Source organism: Gammaproteobacteria bacterium (assembly GCA_013696315.1).
In the GTDB taxonomy this organism is placed as follows: Bacteria; Pseudomonadota; Gammaproteobacteria; order JACCYU01; family JACCYU01; genus JACCYU01.
In genome coordinates this window covers 1-24,557 of sequence record JACCYU010000059.1, presented here as the reverse complement: position 1 = coordinate 24,557, position 24,557 = coordinate 1, and the positions used below count along the sequence as shown (strand labels likewise).

Here is a 24,557-nt window from a genome sequence, read left to right as displayed (position 1 = left end):
ATCGCCAGGAAGTCGAATATCTGTTCGTTCACGAGCTGTGTCACACCCGGCATCTGAATCATTCGACACGCTACTGGGCACTGGTCGAACAAAAACTGCCGGACTATCGCCGATTCGAGGCGACGCTGCGCGATGCCTGGCGTTCAATTCCGCGCTGGGCTGAGTAATGACGTCCGCGCCGCGGCGATGGCATATCAAACTCATTGCCGCTCCTGAAGTACTACCGCGTCGATCTGATTGCGTTCAAGCTGATCGCGGACTTTGCTCAGTTCGGTGAAGTCCGCGTAAGGCCCTATACGCACGCGGTGCCAGATGCTGTCATCCACGGTGACGGTCTGTATGTCGGCTTGCACCCCAAGCAACGCAAGGCTCGCCTTGAGGCTATCCGCCTCCTGCGCACGCCTGAAAGATCCTGCCTGCAACACGTACGGCCCCGTGAGCGCGGCAACCGGCGCGGCGCTGTTTTCGGCGGCGGGCGATGGTCGATCTCGCGTTTCAGGCACCACGACTTCCAGTTCCGGCAGCAGCGTATAAAAATCGAATCGCCGCTCGGCCGGCGCCTTTTTCGTGGTGGCCGTTGCCGGCTGCGCATCGTCTGGTGTGGTTTGCGACATCATCGGCGACTGGCGCGGCTGGTTTAGATAAACCACAAGTGCGACCGACAAGCCCATCGCCAGGCCGGTCAGCAGCCATATCCAGCCAGGCATTGGCGTGTCCTGATCGCGCCGCGCGGCGTGTTTATAGTCTCGTGTCATGTACAGGTCTGACTCCGGTTTGTTACTCAAGACCGGCTTTTAGGGTTACATCTTCTCGGGCGCAGCCACACCCAGCAGTTCGAGGCCGCTGACGATGATCTGCCGCGTGGCGAGTATCAGGTTCAGCCGTGCGTTGCGCACTATTGGGTCATCGACCAGAAACTGGTGCGCGTTGTAATAGGTGTGAAAGTCATTGGCGAGCGCGCGCAAATAGTGCACCAGTTGATGCGGCTCGCGCAGCATGGCGGCGGCTTCCACCGTTTCGGGATAGCGCGCAAGCCGGTCCAGCAGACCGAGTTCATGCGGCTCGGACAAGCGGCCGAGGTTCGCAAGCCCATCCGCCTGGTCGTACAACAGTTGTTTATCATCCAGTTGCCGCAACACGCTACAGATGCGCGCGTGGGCATACTGAATATAAAAAACCGGGTTGTCCAGCGATTGCGAGCGCGCCAGGTCCAGGTCGAAATCCAGATGCTGGTCGGACTTGCGCATCACATAGAAAAACCGCGCGGCGTCGCGGCCGACCTCGCCGCGCAGCTCCCGCAGGGTAACGAACTCGCCAGACCGGGTGGACATCTGTACCTTGCGCCCGCCGCGGTAAAGATTGGCGAACTGCACCAGCAAGACGTCCAGGCGGGCAGGCTCGTAACCCAGCGCCGTCAGCGCGGCCTTGACGCGCGGGGCGTAGCCGTGATGGTCGGCGCCCCAGACATCGATTATCTGCGTGAACCCGCGTTCCAGCTTGTCCTGATGGTAGGCGATATCGGCGGCGAAGTAGGTGTTGTGGCCATTCTCCCTCACCAGCACGCGGTCCTTCGCGTCGCCGAAGCGGCTGGCGCGAAACCACAGCGCGCCGTCCCGCTCGAATGTATGGCCCGTCCCACGAAGTGTTTGCACGACGTGATCGATCGCGCCGCGCTCCGCCAGAGTGCGTTCAGAGTACCAGTTATCGTAAACCACCCCGAACTCCGCCAGGTCATCGCGAATGTCCGCTAGGATGGATTCTAGCCCCACGGCAAAGATAACGTTGTAATGCTTGTCGCCCAGCAGCCGCCTCGCGCGCGTGACCAGCGCGTCGATATAAGTCTCTTTGTCGCCGCCTGCCGGAGCGTCGGGCGGAAGCTCGCGAAGAACGTCCTGCGCCGGCCGCCGGTAAGAGTCACCATAAGTCTCGCGCACCGCTGCGGCAATGTCCCGCACGTACGAGCCTCGATAGGCGTTGGTCGGAAATACCAGTTGTTCGCCGCATAGCTCCAGATAGCGCAGCCACACGCTGACGCACAGGATATCCATCTGGCGTCCAGCGTCGTTGACGTAGTATTCCCGCTGCACGTCGAAACCGGCCGCCGCCAGCAGGTTGGCGACCGCCGCGCCATACGCGGCCCCGCGCCCGTGGCCGACGTGCAGCGGCCCAGTAGGGTTAGCGGACACGAACTCGACCTGCACCTTGCGCCCAGCGCCGAGCTGGCCACGTCCAAACCGACTACCCGCCTCCAAGATGCTGGCGACCACCGCATGATTGGCCGCGGGCCGCAAATAAAAATTGATAAATCCGGGGCCCGCGATTTGTACCTTTTCAATGCCATCGCGCGAGTCCAGCCGATCGAGAATGCGCTGGGCAAGCTCCCGCGGCGGCAGGCCGGCGCTTTTCGCGGCGGTCATGGCGATATTGGATGTGAAGTCGCCGTGCTGCTTGTCCCTGGTGCGCGTCACGATAGCTTGTTCCGACAATTCGGTCGGCAACAGCTGGTCGGTTTGCAGCGACTCGACGGCTCGACGAAGGGTTTTCTCTAACGTGTCTTTCAAAAGGTGCGCGGTGATTGGCAAAAGCGGAATTGTAACGGGCGCCGCCGTCCACGAGAAGGTCGGCCGATGACGTTGGCAGTGGTTAAAGCAGATCGACGGGGTCCACGTCGATCGTCCAGCGCACCTTGCGCGCACCGGGGAAGTCGCGCAATTCCGTCGTGAGGTCGTGCAGCAGCGCCTTAAGCCTCGCGCGTCGCCGGGCAATTAATAGCAGCTGCGCACGATGACGCCCCGCGCGACGCTCCATGGGCGCCGGCGCGGGACCCAGCAGGTCGATATCCGTTTCAATGCCGGATTCCAGACTGTCGCGCACGCGCCGCAGAAACTTCAGCGGGGCAGCGTCATCGACGGCCTCGGCGCGGATCAGCGCCATTCGGCTGTAAGGCGGCAGCCCGGCGGCGCGCCTTTCGCGCAGCGCCGCGCCGCTGAACTCGGGATAGCCGCCACGCAGCAGGCTTCGCAATAACGGATTGTCCGGCAGATGGGTTTGTATGATTACGGCGCCGGGACGCACGCCCCGTCCGGCGCGTCCCGATACCTGCACAATGGACTGCGCGGCGCGTTCCGTAGCGTGGAAGTCGCTGCTGTGCAGATGCTGATCGACATTCAGGATCACCGCCAGGGTAAGGTTGGGAAAATCGTGCCCCTTGGACAGCATCTGCGTGCCGATGAGTAACTGATGTCTGCCCTGTTCGATGCCCGCCAGTTTGGTTTGCAGTTCGCCGCGGCGTCGCGTGGTATCGCGATCCACGCGTACCAGGGCGGTGTTGGGAAACGCGCGCTTGAGCGCGTGTTCGATCCGCTCGGTGCCCGCGCCCAGATGGAGCAGTTGACCGCTACCGCAGCTGGGGCAACAAGCGTCGATGCCATGCTCGGCGCCGCAATGATGACAGCATAACCGTGCCCGGCCGGCGTGCAGGGTCAGCCAGGCGTCGCAGCGCTGGCAGGCGGCAGCCCAGCCGCAGTCGTGGCACATTAACACGGGCGCGAAACCGCGCCGGTTGAGGAACACGAGCACCTGATCTCCCGCATCCAGGCACGCGCCGATGCGCTTGACCACGTGTGGTGACAAGCCGTCTTCCAGCCTGACCCGACGAACATCCACGATCTCCAGCGAGGGCAGGCTGGCCTGCCGCGCGCGCTGGCTCAAACGCACATGAACATACCGGCCGCGCTCGGCGTTGTGCAGGCTTTCCAGCGACGGTGTCGCCGATCCGAGCACAACTGGAATGCCGGCGATGCTGGCGCGATAAACCGCGAGGTCGCGCGCATGGTAGCGAAACCCTTCCTGTTGCTTGAGCGAGGCGTCGTGTTCCTCATCGACGATGATGATCCCGGGCGAGGCAAGCGGCGTGAACACTGCCGAACGGGTACCGATGATGATGGATGCATCGCCGCTCCGCGCTTGTGCCCAGGCGCAATGCCGCTCGGTGTCGCGCAACCCGGAATGCAGCACCACCAGCGGCGCCGCGAGGCGCGCACGAAAACGCGTCACCAGCTGCGGCGTCAACGCGATCTCAGGCACGAGCACCAGCGCCTGCCGGCCAGCCGCTACGACTTTTTGTATGAGCTCAAGATAGACTTCGGTCTTGCCGCTGCCGGTCACGCCTTCCAGCAGAAACGGGGTGTACCGTCCCAGCCCGGCCGCGATGACCTCCGCGGCCGCGGTCTGATCTGCGTTCAATGGTGGCGCCGAATTGACGGTGCGGTGTGGCGGCGTCTGGCGCGCGATTTGTGCAACCAGCCCCTTGCGGAGCAGTTCTTTGAGCGGCTGTCGCCAATTGCAGAGTTGTGTGCTTATCCGTTCCGCATCAAGGCCGCCAGGGTGCGCTTTGAGCAATTCGGCCAGCGCCGTCTGCCGGGGCGCGCGTTGTAGTGCTCCCCTCAATGCCTCGATATCGCCACCGTCGTGCGTCAGTTGCCAAACGGGCGCCTCGGGCAGTGCGGCCGTGAGGCCCTTACGCAGACGTCTGGACAGCGCGGCGGCGATCACCTCGCCCAGCGGGTGATGGTAGTAGAGAGCGGCCCAGCGCAGTAGCTGCAAATCCTGCTGTTCAAGAATGGGTTCGGCATCCAGCAGCCGAAGAATTGGCCGCAGGCGCGAGGGCGGAACCTCGGTGTGACTGCTGTGGCCCACGATCATGCCGGTCAGTATCCGGCGTCCGAAATTGACCTTCGCGCGGCAGCCCGCCAATTTCGCCGAGGCTACGAGCCCCGAGGATGGCAAGTAATCAAAAATGTCCGCCGCCGGTGTCGGCACGGCGACGTTGAGGACGGAGATTTCAGCCAAGCTCTATGCGCGAGGAAGGTTACGCAGGCTTAGTGACATGGTTTCTGGTAACAGCGGGTAAGCCTGTGGATTCCATTGGTGAATTCGGGTTATCCACATTTTTTGTGGATAACTCTGTGTATGAATTGTAGTAAACAGGGGAATTACGGCACCGTCACGCAATATTCATTTGTTTGCGCAAATTTTAACCAAAAATAAATCATTATAATACAATGACATAGTGAGCCGCATTGCACCTAAAAAGTTCGAGGGTTGACGTTTATTTCAGAAGTAACGTTACGGTTACGGGTGTGCATAAATTACAAGTATTTGTGTCTTTGCGGCGATTGGAAACGAGCCGTTCTCGGGACGCGAGCACTACTCCGGCGCTGTTGAGCGCGGCTCCGTCATACACGGCCCACTTTACATGGACTTGGCGCCCGCGATCAGCGCGGAGCCCATCTTCTGACCGTCGCCGTAAAGCATGCGGGTGTTTTCGGCGTAGAACAGATGATTTTCCACACCAGAAAACCCGGCGCCCTTGCCGCGTTTGATGACGATGACGTTTTCCGCCTTGTCGGCGTCGAGGATCGGCATACCGTAGATGGGACTGTCTGGATCTGTACGCGCGATGGGATTTACGACGTCATTTGCGCCTATCACCAGTGCGACGTCGGCGGCGGGAAATTCCTCGTTGATCTCTTCGAGATCGTAAATCATATCGTAGGGCACACCGGCTTCGGCCAACAGCACGTTCATGTGGCCCGGCATGCGGCCGGCGACGGGGTGAATCGCGAACTTTACGTCCACGCCTTTCTCCTGCAGCAACTTGCAGAACTCCCAGATCTTGTGCTGCGCCTGCGCCACGGCCATGCCATAGCCGGGCACGACGATGACTTTTTCCGCATACGCCATCAAAGAGGCGGCATCGTTGGCCTCGATGGGCTTGAGATCGCCTTCCACCTCTTCTTCCTTGTCTTTGGGCTTGGCCCCGAACTGTTTGAACAAGACCTTGGCGAGCGAACGGTTCATGGCCTTGGCCATGAGCTGGGTAAGCAGGAAGCCGGCCGCGCCGACGACGATACCCGCGATCATCATGGCGGGATTGCCCAGCACAAAGCCCTCTATGCCCACCGCCAGACCGGTCAGCGCGTTGAAGAGCGAGATCACCACCGGCATGTCGGCGCCGCCGATGGGCAAGGTCATGAGCACGCCGAAAGCGAGCGTCAGGGCAAAGAACAGGAATATTATCCAGCCAGGAGCGCCGCTCATGACCAGGGCAATCCCGAGCAACACGGCTCCGGCGAACACGGCGGAGTTGATCAGTTGCTGGTGCGGGAAGTAGATAGTCTTGTCCATCAGGCCTTGCAGCTTGGCGAATGCGATCGCGGACCCGGAAAAGGCGATTCCCCCAATCAGCGCGCCTAAAACTGCTAGGCTCATCATCCTTAGCTCCAGCGGTTCGTCCCTAACCAGTTCCACCGCGGCGATCGCGGCTGCCGAGCCGCCACCCATGCCGTTGTAGATCGCGATCATCTGCGGCATGTCCGTCATCTGGACGTGCTTGGCCCACCACCAGGCGGCCCCGCTGGCCACGGCGATGGCGAAGATCATCAACGCATAATTGCCAAGCTCAGGCTGGAAAAAGGTCGCCAGCACCGCGAGCGCCATACCTCCCCCAGCCCACATGATGCCCAGGCGGGCGGTGCGTGGGGAGGACATGCGTTTTAAACCCAAGATGAACAGCACCGCGGCGATGAAATACGCAAGCTGGACCACTAACATCGTGTTCATTTTTTATCCTCCCGCTTGCTTTCCTTGAACATCTCCAGCATGCGTTCGGTGACCACATAGCCGCCTACAACGTTGCCAGCGCCCAGTACCACGGCGATGAATCCGATGAGTTGCTCCATCCCAGTCTCGGCGTGGCCCAGCGCTACCATCGCGCCGATCAACACAATGCCATGCACGAAGTTGGAACCGGACATCAGCGGCGTATGCAGGATCACGGGGACCTTGGAGATGACCTCGTAACCGACGAATGCGGCCAGCATAAAGATATAAAGCGCGATAATTCCTTCGATCATCAGGGTGCCTCGATCACTGTTGTTTGTCTTCGACCTCTACGCGGGTGGGCTCATGCCGGATGGCGCCCGCATGTGTGAGCACGCTTTTGGCGATCACCTCGTCATCCCAGTCCGGTTTCCATTCCCCATCCGCGATCATCGGCTGCAAGAAGCTGAGCAGGTTCTTGGCGTACATCTCGCTCGCGTGAAACGGAACCTGACTTGGGACATTGAGCGGCGCATGGATGATCACACCGCTGTGATTTACGGTTTCGCCGGGTTTGCTCAACTCACAGTTGCCACCGCCCTCGGCCGCCAGATCGATGATCACGCCGCCCGGCTGCATTCCTTCGACCATGTCCTTAGGGATTATCCTCGGCGATGCCTTGCCGGGAATCGCCGCGGTGGTGATGACGACCTGGGACTTGGCGATGTGGTCGGCCAGCGTTTCCTGCTGTTGCTGCTTCTCTTCCTCGTTCAGCTCGCGCGCGTAGCCGCCCTCGCCTTCCGCGGCCACCTTCGTTTCCAGGAACTTCGCGCCCAGCGACTGCACCTGCTCCTTGGTTGCCGCGCGCACGTCGTAAGCCTCGACCTGCGCGCCGAGCCTGCGCGCCGTGGCTATCGCCTGCAGACCAGCCACACCCGCGCCGATCACCAACACCTTCGCCGGGCGTATCGTGCCGGCAGCGGTGGTAAGCATGGGAAAAAACCGGTTTGAGAGGTCGGCGCCCATGATGGCAGCCTTATAGCCCGCTACGGCCGCCTGCGAAGACAGGGCATCCATCGATTGGGCGCGGGAAATGCGCGGAATGAATTCCATGGAGAATGCGGTGATATTCCGGTCGCGCAGCTTCGCGATGCGATCGGGTTCCAGATGGGGCGACATGTAGCCAATCACCACCGCGCCATCGCGCATTTGATCGATCTCCTCGATCGTCGGCGGCTGCACCTTCAAAATCATATCCGCCTGCTGGTAAAGCGCGTGCGCATCGTCAACGAGAGTGACTGCGTCGCCGTAGTCGCGATCGGGGATCTGCGCCGCTTCTCCAGCGCCTTTTTGCAGTAGCACCTGCACGCCAAGCTTGGCCAGGCGTTCCGCCGCGCCGGGATTGAGCGCGACCCGCCGCTCGCCGGGCTGAGTTTCCCGTGGCACGCCTGCTTTTACTGCCATTGTCAGCCTCCTGTGTAGTGCGTCTGCGCACGTCTGCGGGCGCTAAAAGTAAATCAAGGGCAAAAGATCAGCGCCGCGTTTCGTGCTCTTGCGGGCACATATGCCACCAGCCACAAACCCGCGTCTTCGTACGGATTTACAGGCCGACTTGCACTTTGTCAAGGTTGCGGACGAAACTGCCCTCAAGTTGCATCGCCGCAAGTTTGAATATAGATTGCTAGCGATTCCGGCGCTGGAGAAGATTTTGTACGATCTTAATCAACAGGTGCTGCGTACCGATATCGCGGGCATGCCTCTGGAGTGGATCAACTATCAGGATGCGGTAAAACTCTATCATGCCGAGCAGGTCGCTTATGCCTGCGGAAGCCCTTTGTATATTGTGCGCGGCGGCTTTAATGCGCGCACCGGTCTGCGCAGCGTCATTGAGGTCAACTCCATTATCGCCACGCACGGCAGTAACAGGTCGTTGTTCAGCGCCTACGTGCCGCCGCTCAACAACCATGCGCTGTTCAAGCGTGACGCCAGTCTGTGTCTTTATTGCGGCACTCATTTCAGCCACAGAGATTTGTCCAGGGACCATGTGCGCCCCATGAGCCGTGGCGGACAGGATGCCTGGAAGAACGTCGTTACCGCGTGCAAGCGCTGTAACAACCACAAGGCCGGTCGCACGCCGGAACAGGCGGGGCTGCAACTGCTGGCGATTCCTTTTACGCCCACGCACGCCGAGTATATTTACTTGCAGGGACGCCGGGTGCTGGCCGATCAAATGGAGTTTCTGCTGGCGCATTTTCCCCGCTCGAGTCCGCTGCACGAGCGGCTGAGCAAGATCGACGACGCGCAACGCCTGGTATAGCGCTGGCGCGGGAGCATCCGTCTTCCTCTGTTCTAGCGCCGGTCACGCGTGGGGCGATTTGCTAGCCGTTCGCAGCATTGACGCCCTATTGATCCACATGACGCATTCCCACAACCCGAGTTCGTTCGCATGACGGCTTACGTTGGCGACCCTGATTATCAGCATGACGCCCAACCCAGAGCCGGCGTGCTGCTGGTCAATCTGGGCACCCCCGACGCGCCAACACGCAAGGCGCTGCGCCGCTATCTGAAGGAATTCCTGTCCGACCCGCGCGTGATCGAGTGGCCGCGACCCCTCTGGTGGCTGGTGTTGAACGGCATCATTCTCAATATCCGCCCGGCGCGCAGCGCGAGACTGTACCAAAAGGTGTGGACTGCGCAGGGTTCGCCGCTGCTGGTTTTTTCCGAGCAGCAGAAAGAAGCGTTGCGCGCGGAACTGACCGGGCGATTCAGCGGTCCGGTCGAGGTTGCGCTGGCGATGCGTTACGGCAACCCCTCGGTCGCGGCGGGAATTGAAGAACTGCGTGGCAAAGGCGTGCGCAGACTGGTGGTGTTGCCGCTTTATCCGCAATATTCGGCGACGACCACGGCCTCCACGTTCGATGCGGTCGCCGACGTGCTGAAGACCTGGCGCTGGTTGCCGGAGCTGCGGTTTGTCAATCATTACGCGGACGATGACGGCTATATCGAGGCGCTGGCCGCGCGCATTCGAGCGCACTGGCAGGCGCATGGCCGCGGCGAGAACTTGCTGTTCTCCTTCCACGGAATCCCCAAGCGTTATCTGCTCAACGGTGATCCCTATCATTGCGAATGCCACAAGACCGCGCGGCTTGTCGCCCAGTCGCTAGAGCTGGATAAAGCTGCCTGGAAAGTCTGCTTTCAGTCGCGCTTTGGGCGCGAGGAGTGGCTCACACCTTACACAGACGACGTGCTCGGCGAACTGGCTCGACAGGGCACCAAGGCCGTTGATATCTGCTGTCCCGGCTTCGCGGCGGATTGCCTGGAGACCCTGGATGAGATCGCCGGCGAGAGCCGTCAGGTGTTTATCGAGGCGGGCGGCAAGCGGTTCAGTTATATTCCGGCGCTGAACGATATGCCGGAACATATTCAGGCGCTGGCCGACATCGTCATGCGGCACGCGCAAGGCTGGCCGGAGACGGCAAAGGATTGGGATCAGGCATCGGTCGCGCGCAACGCGCAGAGCAGCCTGCGGCATGCGCGCGAAGTGGGCGCCAGCCGCTAGACCGTTCTACGAACTGATCGCCGCCAGCGGCTAGGTCATCCCTGCGGCCATCACGTACACGCGGATGCGCCGAGTTCGCTCAAGAGCACGTCCAGCATGCATTCGGCCTGGCGTGCGTACCCGCCGCCGAAGAGATTGAGATGATTTAGCACATGATAGAGATTGTATAAAGTCCTGCGCACGGGATAACCCGTCGCGAGCGGCAGGACCTCGCGATACGCCGCGTAAAAATTGTCGCTATAGCCGCCGAACAATTCGGTCATCGCCAGATCCGTCTCCCGATCGCCAAAATAAACCGCGGGATCGAAAACTACGGCCTGGCCCAGTTCATCGAAACCGAAGTTGCCGGCCCATAGATCGCCGTGCAACAGCGCGGGCCAGGGCCGATAATCCGTGAACAATTCGTGAACACGCGTCAGCATGCGGGCGCCCTTGTCCTGCAGCGCGCCGCCGTATCCCGCCTGCGCCGCGAGCGACAGCTGATAACCCAGACGGCACTCGCGCCAGAATTCGCACCAGTCGTCCGTGTAGTCATTGTGCTGTGGTGTGGCGCCAAGCGCATTGGTCATACGCCAGCCGAACCGCGGCGCCCGCGTCTGATGCAGGCGAGCCAGCTGACGGCCGAATGCGGCCATGTCGCCGCGCCCCTGTAGATCGATAAACTCAATCACGATGTAGCTCTGCGTTTCCGCACTGCCCAGGCACACGGGCCACGGTACGCGCAGCGCGCCCGCCACGGCCAGTTCGCGCAGGCTAGCGGCTTCGGCTTCGAACATCGGCAGTCCTTCAGCGTCGTTTAATTTCACGAAATAGCGGCGGGTGTCATCTTCGATAACGAATGCCTGACTGATGCAGCCGTCACCGGCTCGTCGTTGTGCGACAGCATGAAACTCGGCACCCGTCGCCGTGGTAATCGCCGCGCTGATTTTCTGCAGGACGCTCACTACTATCGCATGTATTTCGTTGTCGTCATGTACGCGACCGCGATGGTCACTTCAGGAGAGGTCATGAATTTAAATGTCAAAAATATGCTTTATGCCCCGCGAAGCTCGATATCTTCCCTATAATACCTGCAACAAAAAATAAACTGCGCGGCCGCGTAATCGGCCCGGCATGAATTGAAGTAATGCCGCGGATGCAGCTTGAGGGAGCGCATCCGTTGTTCGCGGGACAAAACATTTAAGACGGAACGAAACGTTTTGGCGCGCCGTCTATACTCTGAAAACCAATGCACGCGATGCAATGCACCTACGCGCCTAATTTGGTTCACCTTAATTCAATGATTGCGTTGCTCGCCCATATAGTCATGAGCAGGGAGATCGACCATGCCGAAGTCAACAGATACGACTAGTAAGGATCCTCAGACCCGATTCATCGATTCGCTTACTGCATTTACCAAGGAACATAGAGCCCGCCACTGGGAAGGCACGTTTGCGGAGTTTCTCGAAACGATAATGCTGGGAGACGCGCGCGGCGTATCGCGAAGCAGCCACGAATACGTGTGGGATATGTTTCAGTGGTATGGGCGGCGCGAGATCAGCCGCAATGAGCCGGACGGCAATGGCGCCTCCGGCTCAATCCGCGAGCTATCCAGCGAGCTGTTCGCGCACGACCTGTTCGGCATCGAAAAGCCGCTCAGCCGGGTGGTGGAATATTTTAAGGCCGCCAGTGCCGGTTCGGATGTGGGCCGCCGCCTGCTGTTACTTCTGGGGCCGCCGTCTGGTGGCAAGTCCACCCTGGTGATACTGCTCAAGCGTGCGCTGGAAGAATACAGCCAGACGGACGAAGGCGCGATCTATGCGCTTAAAGGCTCGCCCACGCATGAATCACCGCTGAACCTGATCCCGGCGAGCATGCGGGCTCAGTTCCGCGAGACTTACGGCGTCGATGTGACTGGCGAGGTAACTCCGTTCTGCCGCATGCGGCTGGAAGACGAGTTTGAAGGTGACTTCATGCGTTGCCCTGTCGCGCGCGTGTTCCTGTCGGAGTCCAACCGGGTCGGCGTTGGCACTTATGCGCCGCACGATCCCAGCACCGCCGATATCGCCGACCTGGTCGGTTCGGTGGATTTGTCCAAGGTCGCGGAGATCGGCGATGAGGGCGACCCGCGCGCCTGGTCGTGGTCGGGCGCCGTGTACGCCGCCAGCCGCGGCGTGCTGGAGATGATCGAAATCCTGAAGGTCAAGCGTGAATTCCTGTATTTGTTGCTGACTTTGACACAGGAGAAAAACGTCAAGGTATCGCGCTTCCCGCTGATTTATCTTGACGAGACCATCGTGGCGCACACCAATCTGGCGGAGTTCCACAAGTTTCTGCAGGAAAAGGAGAACGAGGCGCTGCTGGATCGCATGGTGATCATCAAGGTGCCGTATACGCTCAACTACACGGATGAGGCGCGCATCTACAAAAAACTGATGTCCAACGCCGCCGCGTTCCGCGCCGTGCATCTCGATCCACATGCGCTCAAGCTGGCGGCGACTTTCTCCATTCTCACCCGTTTGCGCGCGACGGAGCGCGAGGAGCTGGATCTCTCCAAAAAGCTGCGCCTGTACGCGCACGAAGACGTTGAAGGTTTTTCCGACAACGAAGTGTCACGAATCAGGGCCGATGCACCGGATGAGGGCATGACGGGTGTCAGTCCGCGTTTCGTGATCAACGCGATTTCCAACGCCATCACCCGCAGTGAGGCGAAGAGTCTCACCAGCATGGAAGTATTGCTCGCTCTAAAAGACGCCATCGAGCACGACGCGCGCATGGACACCAAGGAAAAGCGCCAGTGGGTGGACTTTCTGGTGCTGGCGCGCAAGGATTTTTACAACCGCTGGGTCAAGGAGGACGTCCACAAGGCGTTGTTCGCCTCGTTCGAGGAAGAGGCACAACAATTGCTCGATAAATACCTGGATGAAGTCGAGGCCAAACTCGATCAGCGCGAGGTGGACGATCCCATCACGGGCGAATCGCGGCCGCCAGATGAGCGGTTTCTCCGCTCGGTCGAGGAAAAGATAAAGGTGTCGGAATCCGGCAAACAGTCGTTCCGGCAGGAGGTCGTGCGCAAGGCGATGGTGGCTTACAAGGCGGGCTCGAAATTCACACTGGACAGCCACACGCGTCTGCACGAGGCGATCGAGCAATATCTGTTCGAGGAGCGCCGCGATGTTCTGCGGCTGGTCACCTCCGCCGCGCGGCCTGACGAAGAAGCGCAGCAAAAGATTTCCGCGGTGCAGGAGCGGCTGGTCAGGGAATACGGCTACGATAATCATAGCGCCAAAGAGGCGCTCAACTACGTTACCACGCTGTTGTCTCAGGAGTAGACTCTTACGGGGCAGCGCGCAAGCGACGAGGTTGTAGGGACGCCATGACCGGTGGCGGAGTTGAGCAACGCTAGCGATTGCGAGGTCGAAACGGCATGAGCTCGGATACAGAAACCGGCGGTGTGGATCGCCAGGACAGCGGCTGGTACGATCTGTTCTCGCGCGGCGCGCGCGACTGGTTGCGACACAACGAGAAAGTGCGCAACGCGGTGCGCAAGAGTCTGCCCGACATCGTGGCCGGCGCGGACGTGCTCAGCAACGACGGCAACCGCACCGTGCAGGTGCCGGTGCGTTTTCTCGAACACTATCGCTTTCGCCTGCTTGACCCCGGCACCCGCGGCGGCGTCGGTCAGGGCAGCGCCAAACCAGGTGACGTGCTGAGTCAGGGGCGTGGACCCCAGGGCCGCGACAAGGGTAGTGGCGGTCGCGGCGAAGGCGGCCTCGAGTTCGTGCTGGAGCTGAAAGTCGACGACATCATCGACTGGCTCTGGGAAGAACTCAAACTTCCCGATCTGCGCGCCAAGTCCGGCTCGCTGGAAGATGATGACTACACGCGCGAGGGTTGGGATCGCCGCGGCGCACGCTCGCGCCTGGACAAGCGGCGCTCACTCAAGGAATCCATCAAGCGCCGCACCGTCCAGTCCCAGGGTCCGATTTTCATCAACGACGACCTGCGTTATCGCCAGCTAATCAAACGCCAGCGACCGACCACACAAGCCGTGGTGTTCTTCGCGCTGGATGTGTCCTCCAGCATGACCGAACGCGATCGCAAGCTCGCCAAATCGTTTTTCTTCTGGGTCATTCAGGGCCTGCGCCGCCAGTACACCCGCATCGAATCGGTATTCGTCGCGCATACCATCAACGCCTGGGAGTTCAACGAAGATGAATTCTTTCAGGTGCGCGGACAAGGCGGCACGGTGGCGTCCACCGCCTTCGAAACGGTGGCAAGCATCATCAGTGACCGCTACAGCCCCGCGCGCTACAACATTTACATGTTCTATTCATCGGACGGCGACAACTTTCGCGAGGATCGCGAACCCGCGCTGGAAGGCTTGAGACGGATCGTCGCGGTGGCCAATTACATGGGTTATGTCGAGACCTCGCCGCCGAGTCGCGCGGGTCTGGATACCGAAATCGGCGAACTGTTCCAACAGCTCTCCGAGGACGGGCTGCCTGTTGGCGCCTACGCGCTCAGCGAGGAGGAAGATGTGTGGGAAGCGATACGCAGCTTCTTCAGGCAGCAGGCCCGAGTGACTCCGTGACATTCAAGTGGCAGTTTCCACGCACCTGTCGCCAGGCATCCGCTTAAGGCAAGCATAGAATCCGACCATGCCTGATAAACTTCGATCGTACGCCGACCAGCTCGAAACCCTCGCCCGGCAGGCGGGTCTGGATTACTTCCCGGTCGATTTCGAGCTGGTGCCCAGCAGTTTCATGATGGAAGTGGCGGTCTACGGACTGCCGGTGCGCATGCCGCACTGGTCTTTCGGCGTGCGCTACATCTATCAGCTCATTCAGCATCGCATGGGGCATTCCCGCCTGTTCGAGGTGGTGTTTCCGGGCAACCCGGGGCGCGCGTATCTGGCGCACAACAACAGCGTAGAGGAGAACACGCTGGTCACCGCGCACGTGCTGGGGCACGCGGATTTTGGCAAGAACAACATGTTGTTCAGGCGCAGCCAGGAGCAGGTCGGCTACCACATCGTCGAGCAGGCGGCCGCCCACGCGCGCCAGATCGCCACCGCGGTCGAGGAACACGGTGAGGCGCGTGTGGAAGCCGTGCTGGATGCGGCGCTGGCGCTGGAGCAGCACATCGACGTACAGCGACCGCTGCGTCGGCCCCGGTATCCTTATTATCTGGCGGATGGTAAAAAGCCGTCCTCCGACGAATTTCATACCCGCTTCGATTCGCTTGACGAAGAGGCGCTACCGGAAGGCCATACTGAAAAGCGGCCCGCGCCCGTGCCACCGCAGCCGGAATACGATCTGCTCTGGTTTATCGCGCACTACGCGCCGGACCTGGAGGATTGGGAGCGCGATATCTTTCTGGCGGTGCGCGAGGAGTCCTTTTATTTTTATCCGGTGTTCGCCTGCCAGATCATGAACGAGGGCTGGGCGTCGTACTGGCACGCCCGGCTGCTCAGCGAGGCGGATTTTCTACCGCAGCAGGTGTATCTGGACGCCATCAAGACGCACTCGGATGTGGTGCGCCCTTACGCGAGCGGACAGCAGGTGGCGCTGTCGGTGAATCCGTATCACCTGGGATTTTCAATGTGGGGCAAGATCGTCGAGGCGCACGGCCTGACCGAGGCGCGCAAGATCATGACGGAGGATGACGACTTCAGTTTCGTACGCAATTATCTGACCGAAGACCTGGCCGAGGAGTTGAGTCTGTTTGGCTACACCGCCAAGAAAAATGGCGAGGTCAAGGTAAACAAGGCGGACATCGACGATTTGCGCGAGTCGCTGCTGGGCGGCAAATTCAATTTCGGCGCGCCCACCGTCTGCGCCACCAGGGTGCAGACGGACGGCACCTTGGAATTACAGCACGAACACGTCACCGACGGGCGCGGCCTGCACGCGCAGCGCGCCATCAAGGTGCTGGAATATATTCGCCGTGTATGGCGCCGCCCCGTGATGCTGCACACGCTGGACGAGCGCGGCGAGGCCGTGATGCTGACCGCAAGCGCCGGCTAGAGAATCGATCGATCGCGGAGTCGTAAAGAGCGCAAACTTGCGTAGGAATCAACGCACGTCGAAGCAGGGGATGAAGGGGATACCGGGAGCTTCCGCCTTGGCTACGCTGGCGTTCTTGGCACCTGTGCGGTGGTGAACCCTCGTTACGGTTGTCCCCGCACGAATGGCAGATAACGCGGCTTCCAGAACCGCGAGCGCACGTAAGCGTCCAGGTCACGGCCCTCCAGATCGGTCTTGCCGGCCACGCCTTCGTCCAGTGCGCGGCGGATCACTCGCACCGCCACCCTGATCGCTACTTCCTGAAGTTCGCGGGTTGGCGGATAAACCCTGCCGTTATCGAGGTGCGTAGCCGCGGTGTAATCGGACAGCGCATAAGCCGCTTCCATCACCATGTTGTCGGTGATTTCGCGCGATTCGCTCAAGATAGACGCGAACCCGAGCCCGGGGAATATAAACGCGTTGTTGCCCTGCCCGACTGAATAAATCGAGCCTTTGTGCTTCACATCCGCAAATGGGCTGCCAGTCGCCACGATCGCGCGCCCTTCGCTCCACTTGATGACGTCTTCAGGCAGCGCCTCCGAAACCGAGGTGGGATTGGAGAGCGCGAACACGATCGGGCGCAGCGTGTTTTGTCCCAGCGCGGTGATAATGGGCTGATTGAACGCGCCGGTCTGGCCGCTCAAGCCCAGTAGCGCCGTAGCGGACGCGTTCTGGATGACTTCGAGCATCGTGGGTATCGCCCCCGCCACTTGCCAGTCCCGAATCTGTTCCTGATGCTGCGCGAACGCCTGCTTGTAAGGGTCCATTGCGCGTCCCTCTACGAGCAAGCCTTTGGAGTCGATGACAAACACGCGCGCATGAGCGTCGGCGCGGCTCAAGCCCTCCTCGCGCACCAGCCCCTCCACGAGCGCCCAGGCGACGCCAATGCCGCCCGCGCCAGCCCCGAATACGACGATATTCTGCGCGGCCAGGGATTCGCCCTTGATTCTGCACGCCGATATCAGGCCTGCCAGCGCCATCGCGCCGGTGCCCTGAATGTCGTCATTGAAGCAGGCAATCTCGTGGCGATAGCGCTCCAGCACCTTGAACGCGACTTCCTTGGAGAGATCTTCCCACTGGACAACCGCGTTGGGCCAGCGACCGTGCACCGCCTGCACGAACTTGTCGATGAAGGCGAAGTAGCTTTCGCCGCGCATACGCCGCTGGCGCACGCCGAGATACGTGGGATCGTTGATCAGGTCCAGCCTGTCAGTGCCCACATCCAGTTTCACCGGACAGGTGTGAAATGGACTCACACCACCGCCAACCGTGTACAACGCCAGCTTGCCTATGGCGATCGCAAGCCCGCCATAGCCTTGATCGCCCAGGCCCAGGATCGCCGACGAGTCAGTCGCCACGATCATGCGTACGTCGTACCATGGATAGCTCTTGACCACCGTATCCGCGCGCTCGATATTGAGCGGCGAGAACGACAGCCCGCGGGGATTCTGGTAAATGTAGCTGTATTCCTGCACCGCCTGACCTACGGTCGGCGTGTAGACAATAGGCAGCATCTCTTCCAGATAATGTTCGAGCAGGGCGTAGAACAGGATTTCCGAGCGCTCCTGCACGGCGCGCAGATACTGATACTTGCCCAGCGGATCGGAAACGCGCAGGTAGCCGCGATAAACCCGGTCCACCTGCTGCTCCAGCGTATTGACTTGTGGCGGCAACAGGCCGTCCAGCCCGAGTTCCACCCGCTCATCCTGCGTGAAGCTCGTTCCCTTGTTACTCAACACCAGCCGCAAGAGGGCAATGCCCTCCAGGTACACTTCCATGTACTCGTTGCCTAGCGGATCTTTCCTGATGTCGAAGTAGGGACTGATGCGTGCCATTGGAGTGTGCCTGGAGCTGGAGCGGATGGCGAGCGGCTCGCTGTGCTGCTGTCGTCACGCAAGCTCCAGGGCGACGCCGATGCGAATCGTTTAAGTTGCTGGCCCGTAGCTTATCAAGTTGCGATCTCTGGTGCAGACATAGCCCATAGCGCGTACTCGCGCGCATTCGGTGTCTTGCGAGGATTTTTGCCGTCTCGGCTAGCGTCGGCAGCTGTGACGTGTTTGCCGCCAGGCCGGGTGACCCGATCACCTGATGGTCATAATGAAAGCGCGAGCCTGGTGAAGTTGCATCAAGCAACCCCAGAATTGAACGGCGCTGAGACGGATCGCGTGTTACTTGCCTCACTCCCGTCAAACCATTGCGAAGCGCGGCGTTACTTCGTACCGTAGCGGCGTCGGAACTTATCCACCTGGCCGGCCGTATCGAGCATTTTCTGTTTGCCTGTAAAAAACGGATGACATTGCGCGCATACCTCGATGTGAAGCTGCTCGCTACCGTATGTAGAACGCGTTTTGAAGCTGTTGCCGCAGCTGCAGTTGACCGTTACTTCGTGGTAATCGGGATGGATTCCAGACTTCATGATTGCCTCTTGGGCGGGATGCAGACGAAGGCGGCGATCATACGCACATTGCGGCGTCGCGGCAACCACGGTCTTGCCGTCGGTAGTTGGGCTTGTGTCCCTCCAGTGAGGCTAAGTATCTGTTGCGGTTAATTTTTGCCGGCATATCCACAAAATCTGTGGATAACTCTGTGGACCCATTGGGGCAAACCGCGTACAGCGTGAATGAATGTGACCACTCTGTTACAGTGCTCAAGAATTAGGCAGATATTTAAGCTATTGATTCTTTGCGGTTTTTATAGAAACAAGCCGATTCGTGAAGCACTTCGGCCAAACTATGCGCAACCTTTCCGAGTGTAATTTTTGTTGTGTATAAAAACGCCGCATTAGCAATTCACAAGCCAACGATACATCGTCGAACCGCGATTTTTTTTATCGGAGGGCTCACAAAACTTTCGCATTACTTATCCGGTCTAGCCGCATAACGCGCCACTGCCCCAGGCGGTTGCGGGCAATCAGATATTCGCCGCCCGAGCGCGTACGAAGGTTGAGCGGTTTCAAAATCTCGATGCGCGCGAGGCCGCGGGGACCGTGCCAGGCTACCCGCACCGACTGGCCCCGCAGGATGACAAGTTCGTACTGGCTGTAGCGCTCGCAGGTTACGGGGACGTAATTTCTACTCATCGCCGGGTTTACGCATCGCCGGGCCTATTCATCGTCCCTGCGGGCGGTGGCCGAAGTAAGATTGCCGCGATCGTCCACTTTGATCACCAACTGCACGGCCATGCAGCACGTCTGGCAATCCTCGTAATACGACTGATCGCCGCCCGTACAATCGACATCGAGTTCCATCGCCTGTCCACAATAAGGGCAGGTCACCAGCACGTCTTCAATCAGTGCGCTCATCGTCAGCGAGAAATGCTTCCGTTAAATCGTTAAGAAAACGTCGTCCCAGATATGTAGGCCCGATCCGGCCATCGCGCTGACGGAGCAGGCCCCGCGCAACCAGCCCGGCAACGCGCGACGCGAGCAGGTTCGGCGCCAGGCCGGTGCGCTCGGCGAACAAACTGGCGTCGAAACCTTCGCTTAACCGCAACGCGTTAAGCATAAACTCAAATATCGCATCAGCCGCGGACAGTTTATTTTCGCCCGCGACCGGCTGGTGTTGAAGCGCACATTCCATGTACTGCCGTGGCTGACGATGCTTGTGCCGCCGGTGAATCGAGTTCGACAGCGACGACAGCTTGCCATGGGAGCCTGCCCCAATCCCTAAATAATCGCCGAATTCCCAGTAATTCAGATTGTGTCGGCAGCGCCTGCCGGTCCTGGCATACGCCGAGACATCATATTGAGTATAGCCGCGATCGGCCATAAAACTCATGCCCTGGGTATGCATATGCCAGATGGTTTCGTCGTCCGGCAGCGCCGGCGGCTGGTGATGAAAAAAAGTATTCGGCTCGATAGTGAGTTGATAGAACGAGATGTGCGTGGGCGCCAGTTCAATGGCGATGCGCAAGTCGTCCAGACAGGCTGCCGTGTCCTGCCCCGGCAGGCCGAACATCAGGTCGATATTGAAATTGTCGAAGCCTGCGTGGTGCGCAATTTCAGCCGCGCGCACAGCTTCGCGCCCGCCGTGGATACGCCCCAGCTTTTTGAGGAGTTCGTCGTTGAAGCTCTGCGCGCCAATCGACAAGCGAGTCACACCCGCGGCGCGAAAGTCGCCGAATTTATGTTCTTCAACCGAACCCGGATTGGCCTCCAGGGTAATCTCCGCGTCAGGGCGCATCGTAAAACGTGCGGAGATCCCCGTCAGCAGACGGTCAATGGACTGCGCCGAAAACAGGCTGGGTGTGCCGCCGCCGATGAATATGGCCTCCACGCGTCGTCCGCGCACGCGCGGGAGTTCGTAGTCCAGGTCGGCGAGCAGCGCATCGATGTAACGCGTCTCGGGGATCGCCTCGCGCACGGCGTGGGAATTGAAATCGCAATACGGGCATTTGCGCGCGCACCAGGGCAGATGCACGTACAAGGTCAGCGGCGGCAGCGTGGTGAAACAGAACGGTGACTGCGGGGCAATGTCCAGCACGGTTAGCAGGTGCGGTGGCTATAGGTAAGACGAGCACTCAGCAATCGCGCGAGCCGGCGCAGCGCGCGCCCTCGATGGCTGCCCCTGTTTTTGACTGCGGGCGGTAATTCGGCCAAGGCGCAGTCGTGAATCGGGTCGTAAAACAGCGGGTCATAGCCGAAACCGTTCGTGCCGCGCGGGATGTGGAGAATGCCGCCTTCCCATGCGCCCTCGCCGATGATCGGCGCGGGGTCCAGCGCATGGCGCAGATACACCACCGCGCAGCGGAAACGCGCGCCGCGCCTCTCGTCGGGAACGTTTTCAAGCGCGGCGAGCAACTTTGTGTTGTTGTCGGCGTCGCTGGCGTTCGCGCCGGCATAGCGCGCGGAATATACACCGGGCGCGCCGTCGAGCGCGTCGACTTCGAGTCCGGAGTCATCGGCTATCGCGGCCAGGCCGGTATGCGCGGCCGCGTGACGCGCCTTGAGGATCGCGTTCTCCACGAATGTCAGCCCCGTTTCCTCCACAGCTGGCACACCAAACTCCGACTGATTCACCAGTTCGAACGGCAAATCTTCGAGCAGCGCGGACAGCTCCCGGAGTTTAGAGCCGTTATTACTGGCAAGCACAATGCGTTTCACGGACGGCGTTGGATTCTAGTCCCGAGCCAGCGCCTGCCGCTGCGCGTCCATGACAGCGGTGATACCGTTGCCCGCCAACTTCAGCATGGCGTGCAGTTCGTCCATCCGGAATGCATGCCCCTCGGCGGTGCCCTGCACCTCGATGAACGCGCCTGCGTCGTTCATCACCACGTTCATGTCGGTTTCGGCGGCGGAGTCTTCGGCGTAGTCGAGATCCAGCACTGGCTGGCCTTCGAAGATACCCACCGACACCGCCGCCACCATGCCGTACAGCGGGTTCTTCGCGATGCGCCGCCGCGAGGTCAGGGTGTCGATCGCATCGCACAAGGCCACGAAGGCGCCACTGATGGCGGCGGTACGCGTGCCGCCGTCGGCCTGAATGACGTCGCAATCGATGACGATGCTGCGCTCGTTTAAGCCCTTGAGGTCGACCGCCGCGCGCAGCGCCCGCCCGATCAGGCGCTGTATTTCCTGGGTGCGGCCGCCCTGCCGTCCCCGCGCCGCCTCGCGCGCCATGCGTTCGCCGGTGGAACGCGGTAACATCCCGTATTCGGCGGTGACCCAGCCTTGACCCGTGCCCTTGAGGAAGGCCGGCGCGCGTTCTTCCACGGACGCCGTGCACAGCACCCTGGTATCCCCGGTCTCGGCCAGGACGGCGCCTTCGGCATGCTTGGTGTAGTGCCGGTGAAATCGGATGGGGCGAATTTCATCGCAGGCGCGGCCGCTGGGTCTCATACAATCTGCTCTATGCTGGTTATCCAACTTCGCAGTATAACCGTCACCCGGTACGAGCGTCCGGCTAATGCCGATTTAACATTCGTGAGAGGAGAATTATCGCGTGATCAAGAGCATGACGGGCTTCGCCCGCGGCGAGTGGCAAGGCGATTCGGGCGCGTTGACGTGCGAGCTGCGAGGCGTCAATCATCGCTATCTCGATATTACCCTGCGTCTGCCCGATGAGCTGCGCGGGCTCGAAAACGCGTTGCGCGAGCAGGCGAGCCGCGTGCTGCGCCGGGGCAGGCTCGAATGTCAGCTGCGTTTCCAGCGCGCGGCAACGGCCGCCGACGCGGTGCATTTAAACGAGGCGCTGGCGCAAGTCGTGATCGATGCCGCGCGCCGCGTCGAGTCGCTGATGAACAATGCTGCCCGCATGACCGCCATCGACGTGCTGCGCTGGCCCGGCGTGATCTCCGAGCCTCAATACTATCTGCAACCGCTCCAGGCCCGGGTCATCGAAGTATTCACCGCCGCGCTCCACGATCTGGTCGAATCGCGCTCACGCGAAGGCGCCAGAATCAAGGAACTCATCAGCGCGCGTTGCGCCGCGATCCGCGCACTGGTTGCGCAGGTGCGGGCGCGCCGCCCGGAGGTGCTCAACGCCATTCGTGACAAGCTCAACACCCGTCTCGCGGAACTCGATGTCAACGCCGATCCCGGACGACTGGAGCAGGAGCTGGCGTTCGCCGCGCAAAAGCTCGATGTCGACGAGGAACTGGATAGGCTGGACGGCCATTTGCAGGAAGTCGACGATGTCCTGGCGCGGGACGAACCGGTGGGCAGGCGCCTGGATTTCCTCATGCAGGAATTCAACCGCGAAGCCAACACCTTGAGTTCAAAATCCGCCGACCTGGCGACCACCCAGGCCGCGGTCGAACTCAAGGTACTTATCGAACAGATGCGCGAACAGATCCAGAACGTAGAATGATCCGGCAAAATAGCCTCTTCCAATAAGACACAAATACGGTGGATCTGCCGCAACTTAACTGGATCGCCAACTCTATCTGGGGGATCGCGGACGACGTGCTGCGCGATCTTTACGTGCGCGGCAAATACCGCGATGTGATCCTGCCGATGGTGGTGTTGCGCCGTCTCGACGCCGTGCTTGAGCCTACCAAGCGGTCGGTGCTAGACATGAAGGCCGCCTTGGATCAAGCGGGAGTCACCAATCAGGGTGCTGCACTCCGGCAGGCGGCCGGCCAGGCCTTCTACAACACGTCAAAGTTCACATTGCGCGATCTGCGCGCGCGGGCCAGCCAGCAACAGCTCAAGGCGGATTTCGAGGCGTATCTCGATGGTTTCTCGCCCAACGTCCAGGACATCCTCGAAAATTTCGAGTTCCGCAACCAGATTCCGCGCCTTTCAAAGGCCGACGCGCTCGGCACGCTAATCGAGATACTGCTCGATCCGGCGATCAACCTCAGTCCCAACCCGGTGCTGAACGGCGACGGCTCGGTCAAGCAGCCCGGTCTCGACAACCACGCCATGGGCACTATCTTCGAGGAACTGGTGCGCCGCTTCAACGAAGAGAACAACGAAGAGGCCGGCGAGCACTGGACGCCGCGCGATGCGGTCAAGCTCATGGCCCGACTTATATTTCTGCCCATCACCGAGCAGATCGAGTCGGCGACTTATACTCTATACGACGGCGCGTGCGGCACCGGCGGCATGCTCACCGTGGCCGAAGAGACGCTGCAACAGCTGGCGAGCGAACACGGCAAGCAGGTCGCGACGCATCTCTATGGTCAGGAGATCAATGCCGAAACCTACGCCATCTGCAAGGCCGACCTGCTGCTCAAGGGCGACGGCGAGGCGGCGGACAACATCATTGGCGGTCCGGAGCATTCGACCTTGGCGAACGATGCCTTTCCCGCGCGCGAGTTCAACTTCATGCTATCCAATCCGCCCTACGGCAAGAGCTGGAAAAGCGATTTGGAGCGCATGGGCGGCAAGACCGGCATAAAGGACCCGCGCTTCGCTATCGAGCACGCAGGCGATGCGGAGTATTCGCTCATTACCCGTTCCAGCGACGGCCAGATGCTGTTTCTGGTCAACATGCTCTCGAAGATGAAGCGCGACACCAGGCTCGGCAGCCGTATCGCCGAGGTGCACAACGGTTCGAGCCTGTTCACTGGAGACGCGGGCCAGGGCGAGAGCAACATCCGCCGCTGGATCATCGAGAACGACTGGCTGGAAGCGATCGTCGCGCTGCCGCTCAACATGTTCTACAACACCGGCATCGCGACCTACGTCTGGGTGCTGACGAACAAAAAGCCCGCGCACCGCCAGGGCAAGGTGCAACTTATCGACGCGACCAAATGGTTCAAACCGCTGCGCAAGAATCTAGCAGCCTGTCGGACTTGAGAAGCCGGCTCGCGTCGCGAGCGCAGGTTTCGAGTCGTGTTGATGGTTCATCGGTTCGCTGACGGGAGTGTTGGGCGCGAAAAGTGACTCGTTTCCTGCTCTTTTC

21 protein-coding genes and 1 pseudogene are annotated in these 24,557 nt (G+C 60.5%); 8 read left to right on the top strand and 14 right to left on the bottom strand.

Going from position 1 to position 24,557, the window contains the following annotated elements; all coding sequences use genetic code 11:
* On the top strand, positions 1 to 167 hold a 167-nt coding region (locus H0V34_03485; protein ID MBA2490796.1), incomplete at its 5' end, for a M48 family metallopeptidase.
* A gap of 33 nt (positions 168 to 200) precedes the next feature.
* Here the strand turns inward: H0V34_03485 and H0V34_03480 are convergent.
* From H0V34_03480 to H0V34_03455, 6 genes are all read right to left on the bottom strand, one after another.
* Complete coding sequence (locus H0V34_03480) at positions 201 to 755, bottom strand: SPOR domain-containing protein (GenBank protein MBA2490795.1); 555 nt, start codon at positions 753 to 755, stop codon at positions 201 to 203.
* A 45-nt stretch (positions 756 to 800) separates the two neighbouring features.
* On the bottom strand, positions 801 to 2,561 hold the full coding sequence (locus H0V34_03475) for an arginine--tRNA ligase (protein ID MBA2490794.1): 1,761 nt from the start codon (positions 2,559 to 2,561) through the stop codon (positions 801 to 803).
* An 82-nt stretch (positions 2,562 to 2,643) separates the two neighbouring features.
* Positions 2,644 to 4,842 (bottom strand): primosomal protein N', encoded by a 2,199-nt coding sequence (locus H0V34_03470; protein MBA2490793.1) that lies wholly within the window; start codon positions 4,840 to 4,842, stop codon positions 2,644 to 2,646.
* A 411-nt stretch (positions 4,843 to 5,253) separates the two neighbouring features.
* Positions 5,254 to 6,624, bottom strand: a complete 1,371-nt coding sequence (locus tag H0V34_03465; GenBank protein ID MBA2490792.1) for an NAD(P)(+) transhydrogenase (Re/Si-specific) subunit beta — start codon at positions 6,622 to 6,624, stop codon at positions 5,254 to 5,256.
* A complete protein-coding gene (locus H0V34_03460; protein MBA2490791.1) occupies positions 6,621 to 6,920 on the bottom strand; it encodes an NAD(P) transhydrogenase subunit alpha in 300 nt (99 codons plus the stop codon). The genes H0V34_03465 and H0V34_03460 overlap by 4 nt, the downstream gene beginning before the upstream one ends.
* A 10-nt stretch (positions 6,921 to 6,930) precedes the next feature.
* The gene (locus H0V34_03455) at positions 6,931 to 8,067 is read right to left on the bottom strand and encodes a Re/Si-specific NAD(P)(+) transhydrogenase subunit alpha (GenBank protein ID MBA2490790.1); all 1,137 of its coding nucleotides are present in this window, start codon (positions 8,065 to 8,067) and stop codon (positions 6,931 to 6,933) included.
* 289 nt (positions 8,068 to 8,356) lie between these two features.
* Here H0V34_03455 and H0V34_03450 point away from each other — a divergent pair, with 289 nt between their 5' ends.
* Positions 8,357 to 8,920 carry an HNH endonuclease gene (locus H0V34_03450; protein MBA2490789.1) on the top strand — a complete coding sequence of 188 codons (564 nt, stop codon included), beginning with the start codon at positions 8,357 to 8,359 and terminating at the stop codon, positions 8,918 to 8,920.
* Between the two features lie 129 nt (positions 8,921 to 9,049).
* Positions 9,050 to 10,162, top strand: a complete 1,113-nt coding sequence (locus tag H0V34_03445; GenBank protein ID MBA2490788.1) for a ferrochelatase — start codon at positions 9,050 to 9,052, stop codon at positions 10,160 to 10,162.
* 50 nt (positions 10,163 to 10,212) lie between these two features.
* Here H0V34_03445 and H0V34_03440 read toward each other — a convergent pair whose 3' ends face one another.
* The gene (locus H0V34_03440) at positions 10,213 to 11,112 is read right to left on the bottom strand and encodes a fructosamine kinase family protein (protein ID MBA2490787.1); all 900 of its coding nucleotides are present in this window, start codon (positions 11,110 to 11,112) and stop codon (positions 10,213 to 10,215) included.
* 375 nt (positions 11,113 to 11,487) lie between these two features.
* Between H0V34_03440 and H0V34_03435 the strand changes: the two genes are divergently transcribed.
* The 3 genes from H0V34_03435 to H0V34_03425 all read left to right on the top strand — a co-directional run bounded on the left by H0V34_03435 (position 11,488) and on the right by H0V34_03425 (position 16,170).
* A complete protein-coding gene (locus H0V34_03435) occupies positions 11,488 to 13,473 on the top strand; it encodes a serine protein kinase (protein MBA2490786.1) in 1,986 nt (661 codons plus the stop codon).
* Between the two features lie 95 nt (positions 13,474 to 13,568).
* Positions 13,569 to 14,735: a DUF444 family protein gene (locus H0V34_03430; GenBank protein ID MBA2490785.1), complete on the top strand. Its 1,167-nt coding sequence runs from the start codon at positions 13,569 to 13,571 to the stop codon at positions 14,733 to 14,735.
* 67 nt (positions 14,736 to 14,802) lie between these two features.
* Positions 14,803 to 16,170, top strand: a complete 1,368-nt coding sequence (locus H0V34_03425; protein ID MBA2490784.1) for a SpoVR family protein — start codon at positions 14,803 to 14,805, stop codon at positions 16,168 to 16,170.
* A 143-nt stretch (positions 16,171 to 16,313) separates the two neighbouring features.
* On the opposite strand, the gene H0V34_03420 is transcribed toward H0V34_03425, so the two are convergent.
* The 7 genes from H0V34_03420 to rph all read right to left on the bottom strand — a co-directional run bounded on the left by H0V34_03420 (position 16,314) and on the right by rph (position 22,045).
* On the bottom strand, positions 16,314 to 18,044 hold the full coding sequence (locus H0V34_03420) for an NAD-dependent malic enzyme (GenBank protein MBA2490783.1): 1,731 nt from the start codon (positions 18,042 to 18,044) through the stop codon (positions 16,314 to 16,316).
* A gap of 374 nt (positions 18,045 to 18,418) precedes the next feature.
* On the bottom strand, positions 18,419 to 18,625 hold the full coding sequence (rpmE, locus tag H0V34_03415) for a 50S ribosomal protein L31 (protein MBA2490782.1): 207 nt from the start codon (positions 18,623 to 18,625) through the stop codon (positions 18,419 to 18,421).
* Positions 18,626 to 19,048: 423 nt separating this feature from the next.
* The gene (locus tag H0V34_03410) at positions 19,049 to 19,288 is read right to left on the bottom strand and encodes a transcriptional antiterminator, Rof (GenBank protein MBA2490781.1); all 240 of its coding nucleotides are present in this window, start codon (positions 19,286 to 19,288) and stop codon (positions 19,049 to 19,051) included.
* A 24-nt stretch (positions 19,289 to 19,312) separates the two neighbouring features.
* Positions 19,313 to 19,501 carry a CPXCG motif-containing cysteine-rich protein gene (locus H0V34_03405; protein MBA2490780.1) on the bottom strand — a complete coding sequence of 63 codons (189 nt, stop codon included), beginning with the start codon at positions 19,499 to 19,501 and terminating at the stop codon, positions 19,313 to 19,315.
* Positions 19,494 to 20,681 (bottom strand): oxygen-independent coproporphyrinogen III oxidase-like protein, encoded by a 1,188-nt coding sequence (locus H0V34_03400; GenBank protein ID MBA2490779.1) that lies wholly within the window; start codon positions 20,679 to 20,681, stop codon positions 19,494 to 19,496. The genes H0V34_03405 and H0V34_03400 overlap by 8 nt, the downstream gene beginning before the upstream one ends.
* A gap of 11 nt (positions 20,682 to 20,692) precedes the next feature.
* Complete coding sequence (rdgB, locus tag H0V34_03395) at positions 20,693 to 21,310, bottom strand: RdgB/HAM1 family non-canonical purine NTP pyrophosphatase (GenBank protein MBA2490778.1); 618 nt, start codon at positions 21,308 to 21,310, stop codon at positions 20,693 to 20,695.
* A gap of 15 nt (positions 21,311 to 21,325) precedes the next feature.
* The gene (gene rph, locus H0V34_03390) at positions 21,326 to 22,045 is read right to left on the bottom strand and encodes a ribonuclease PH (GenBank protein MBA2490777.1); all 720 of its coding nucleotides are present in this window, start codon (positions 22,043 to 22,045) and stop codon (positions 21,326 to 21,328) included.
* A 103-nt stretch (positions 22,046 to 22,148) separates the two neighbouring features.
* On the opposite strand from rph, the gene H0V34_03385 reads away from it, so the two are divergent.
* Complete coding sequence (locus H0V34_03385; protein ID MBA2490776.1) at positions 22,149 to 23,015, top strand: YicC family protein; 867 nt, start codon at positions 22,149 to 22,151, stop codon at positions 23,013 to 23,015.
* 38 nt (positions 23,016 to 23,053) lie between these two features.
* Positions 23,054 to 24,433, top strand: a pseudogene (locus tag H0V34_03380) (SAM-dependent DNA methyltransferase).
* Positions 24,434 to 24,557: the final 124 nt, after the last annotated feature.

Coding starts and splice junctions, on each gene's coding strand:
- H0V34_03480 (MBA2490795.1), bottom strand. CDS start 755: ATGACACGAGACTATAAACACGCCGCGCGGCGCGATCAGGACACGCCA.
- H0V34_03465 (MBA2490792.1), bottom strand. CDS start 6,624: ATGAACACGATGTTAGTGGTCCAGCTTGCGTATTTCATCGCCGCGGTG.
- H0V34_03455 (MBA2490790.1), bottom strand. CDS start 8,067: ATGGCAGTAAAAGCAGGCGTGCCACGGGAAACTCAGCCCGGCGAGCGG.
- H0V34_03450 (MBA2490789.1), top strand. CDS start 8,357: ATGCCTCTGGAGTGGATCAACTATCAGGATGCGGTAAAACTCTATCAT.
- H0V34_03445 (MBA2490788.1), top strand. CDS start 9,050: ATGACGGCTTACGTTGGCGACCCTGATTATCAGCATGACGCCCAACCC.
- H0V34_03435 (MBA2490786.1), top strand. CDS start 11,488: ATGCCGAAGTCAACAGATACGACTAGTAAGGATCCTCAGACCCGATTC.
- H0V34_03430 (MBA2490785.1), top strand. CDS start 13,569: ATGAGCTCGGATACAGAAACCGGCGGTGTGGATCGCCAGGACAGCGGC.
- H0V34_03425 (MBA2490784.1), top strand. CDS start 14,803: ATGCCTGATAAACTTCGATCGTACGCCGACCAGCTCGAAACCCTCGCC.
- H0V34_03420 (MBA2490783.1), bottom strand. CDS start 18,044: ATGGCACGCATCAGTCCCTACTTCGACATCAGGAAAGATCCGCTAGGC.
- rpmE (MBA2490782.1), bottom strand. CDS start 18,625: ATGAAGTCTGGAATCCATCCCGATTACCACGAAGTAACGGTCAACTGC.
- H0V34_03410 (MBA2490781.1), bottom strand. CDS start 19,288: ATGAGTAGAAATTACGTCCCCGTAACCTGCGAGCGCTACAGCCAGTAC.
- rph (MBA2490777.1), bottom strand. CDS start 22,045: ATGAGACCCAGCGGCCGCGCCTGCGATGAAATTCGCCCCATCCGATTT.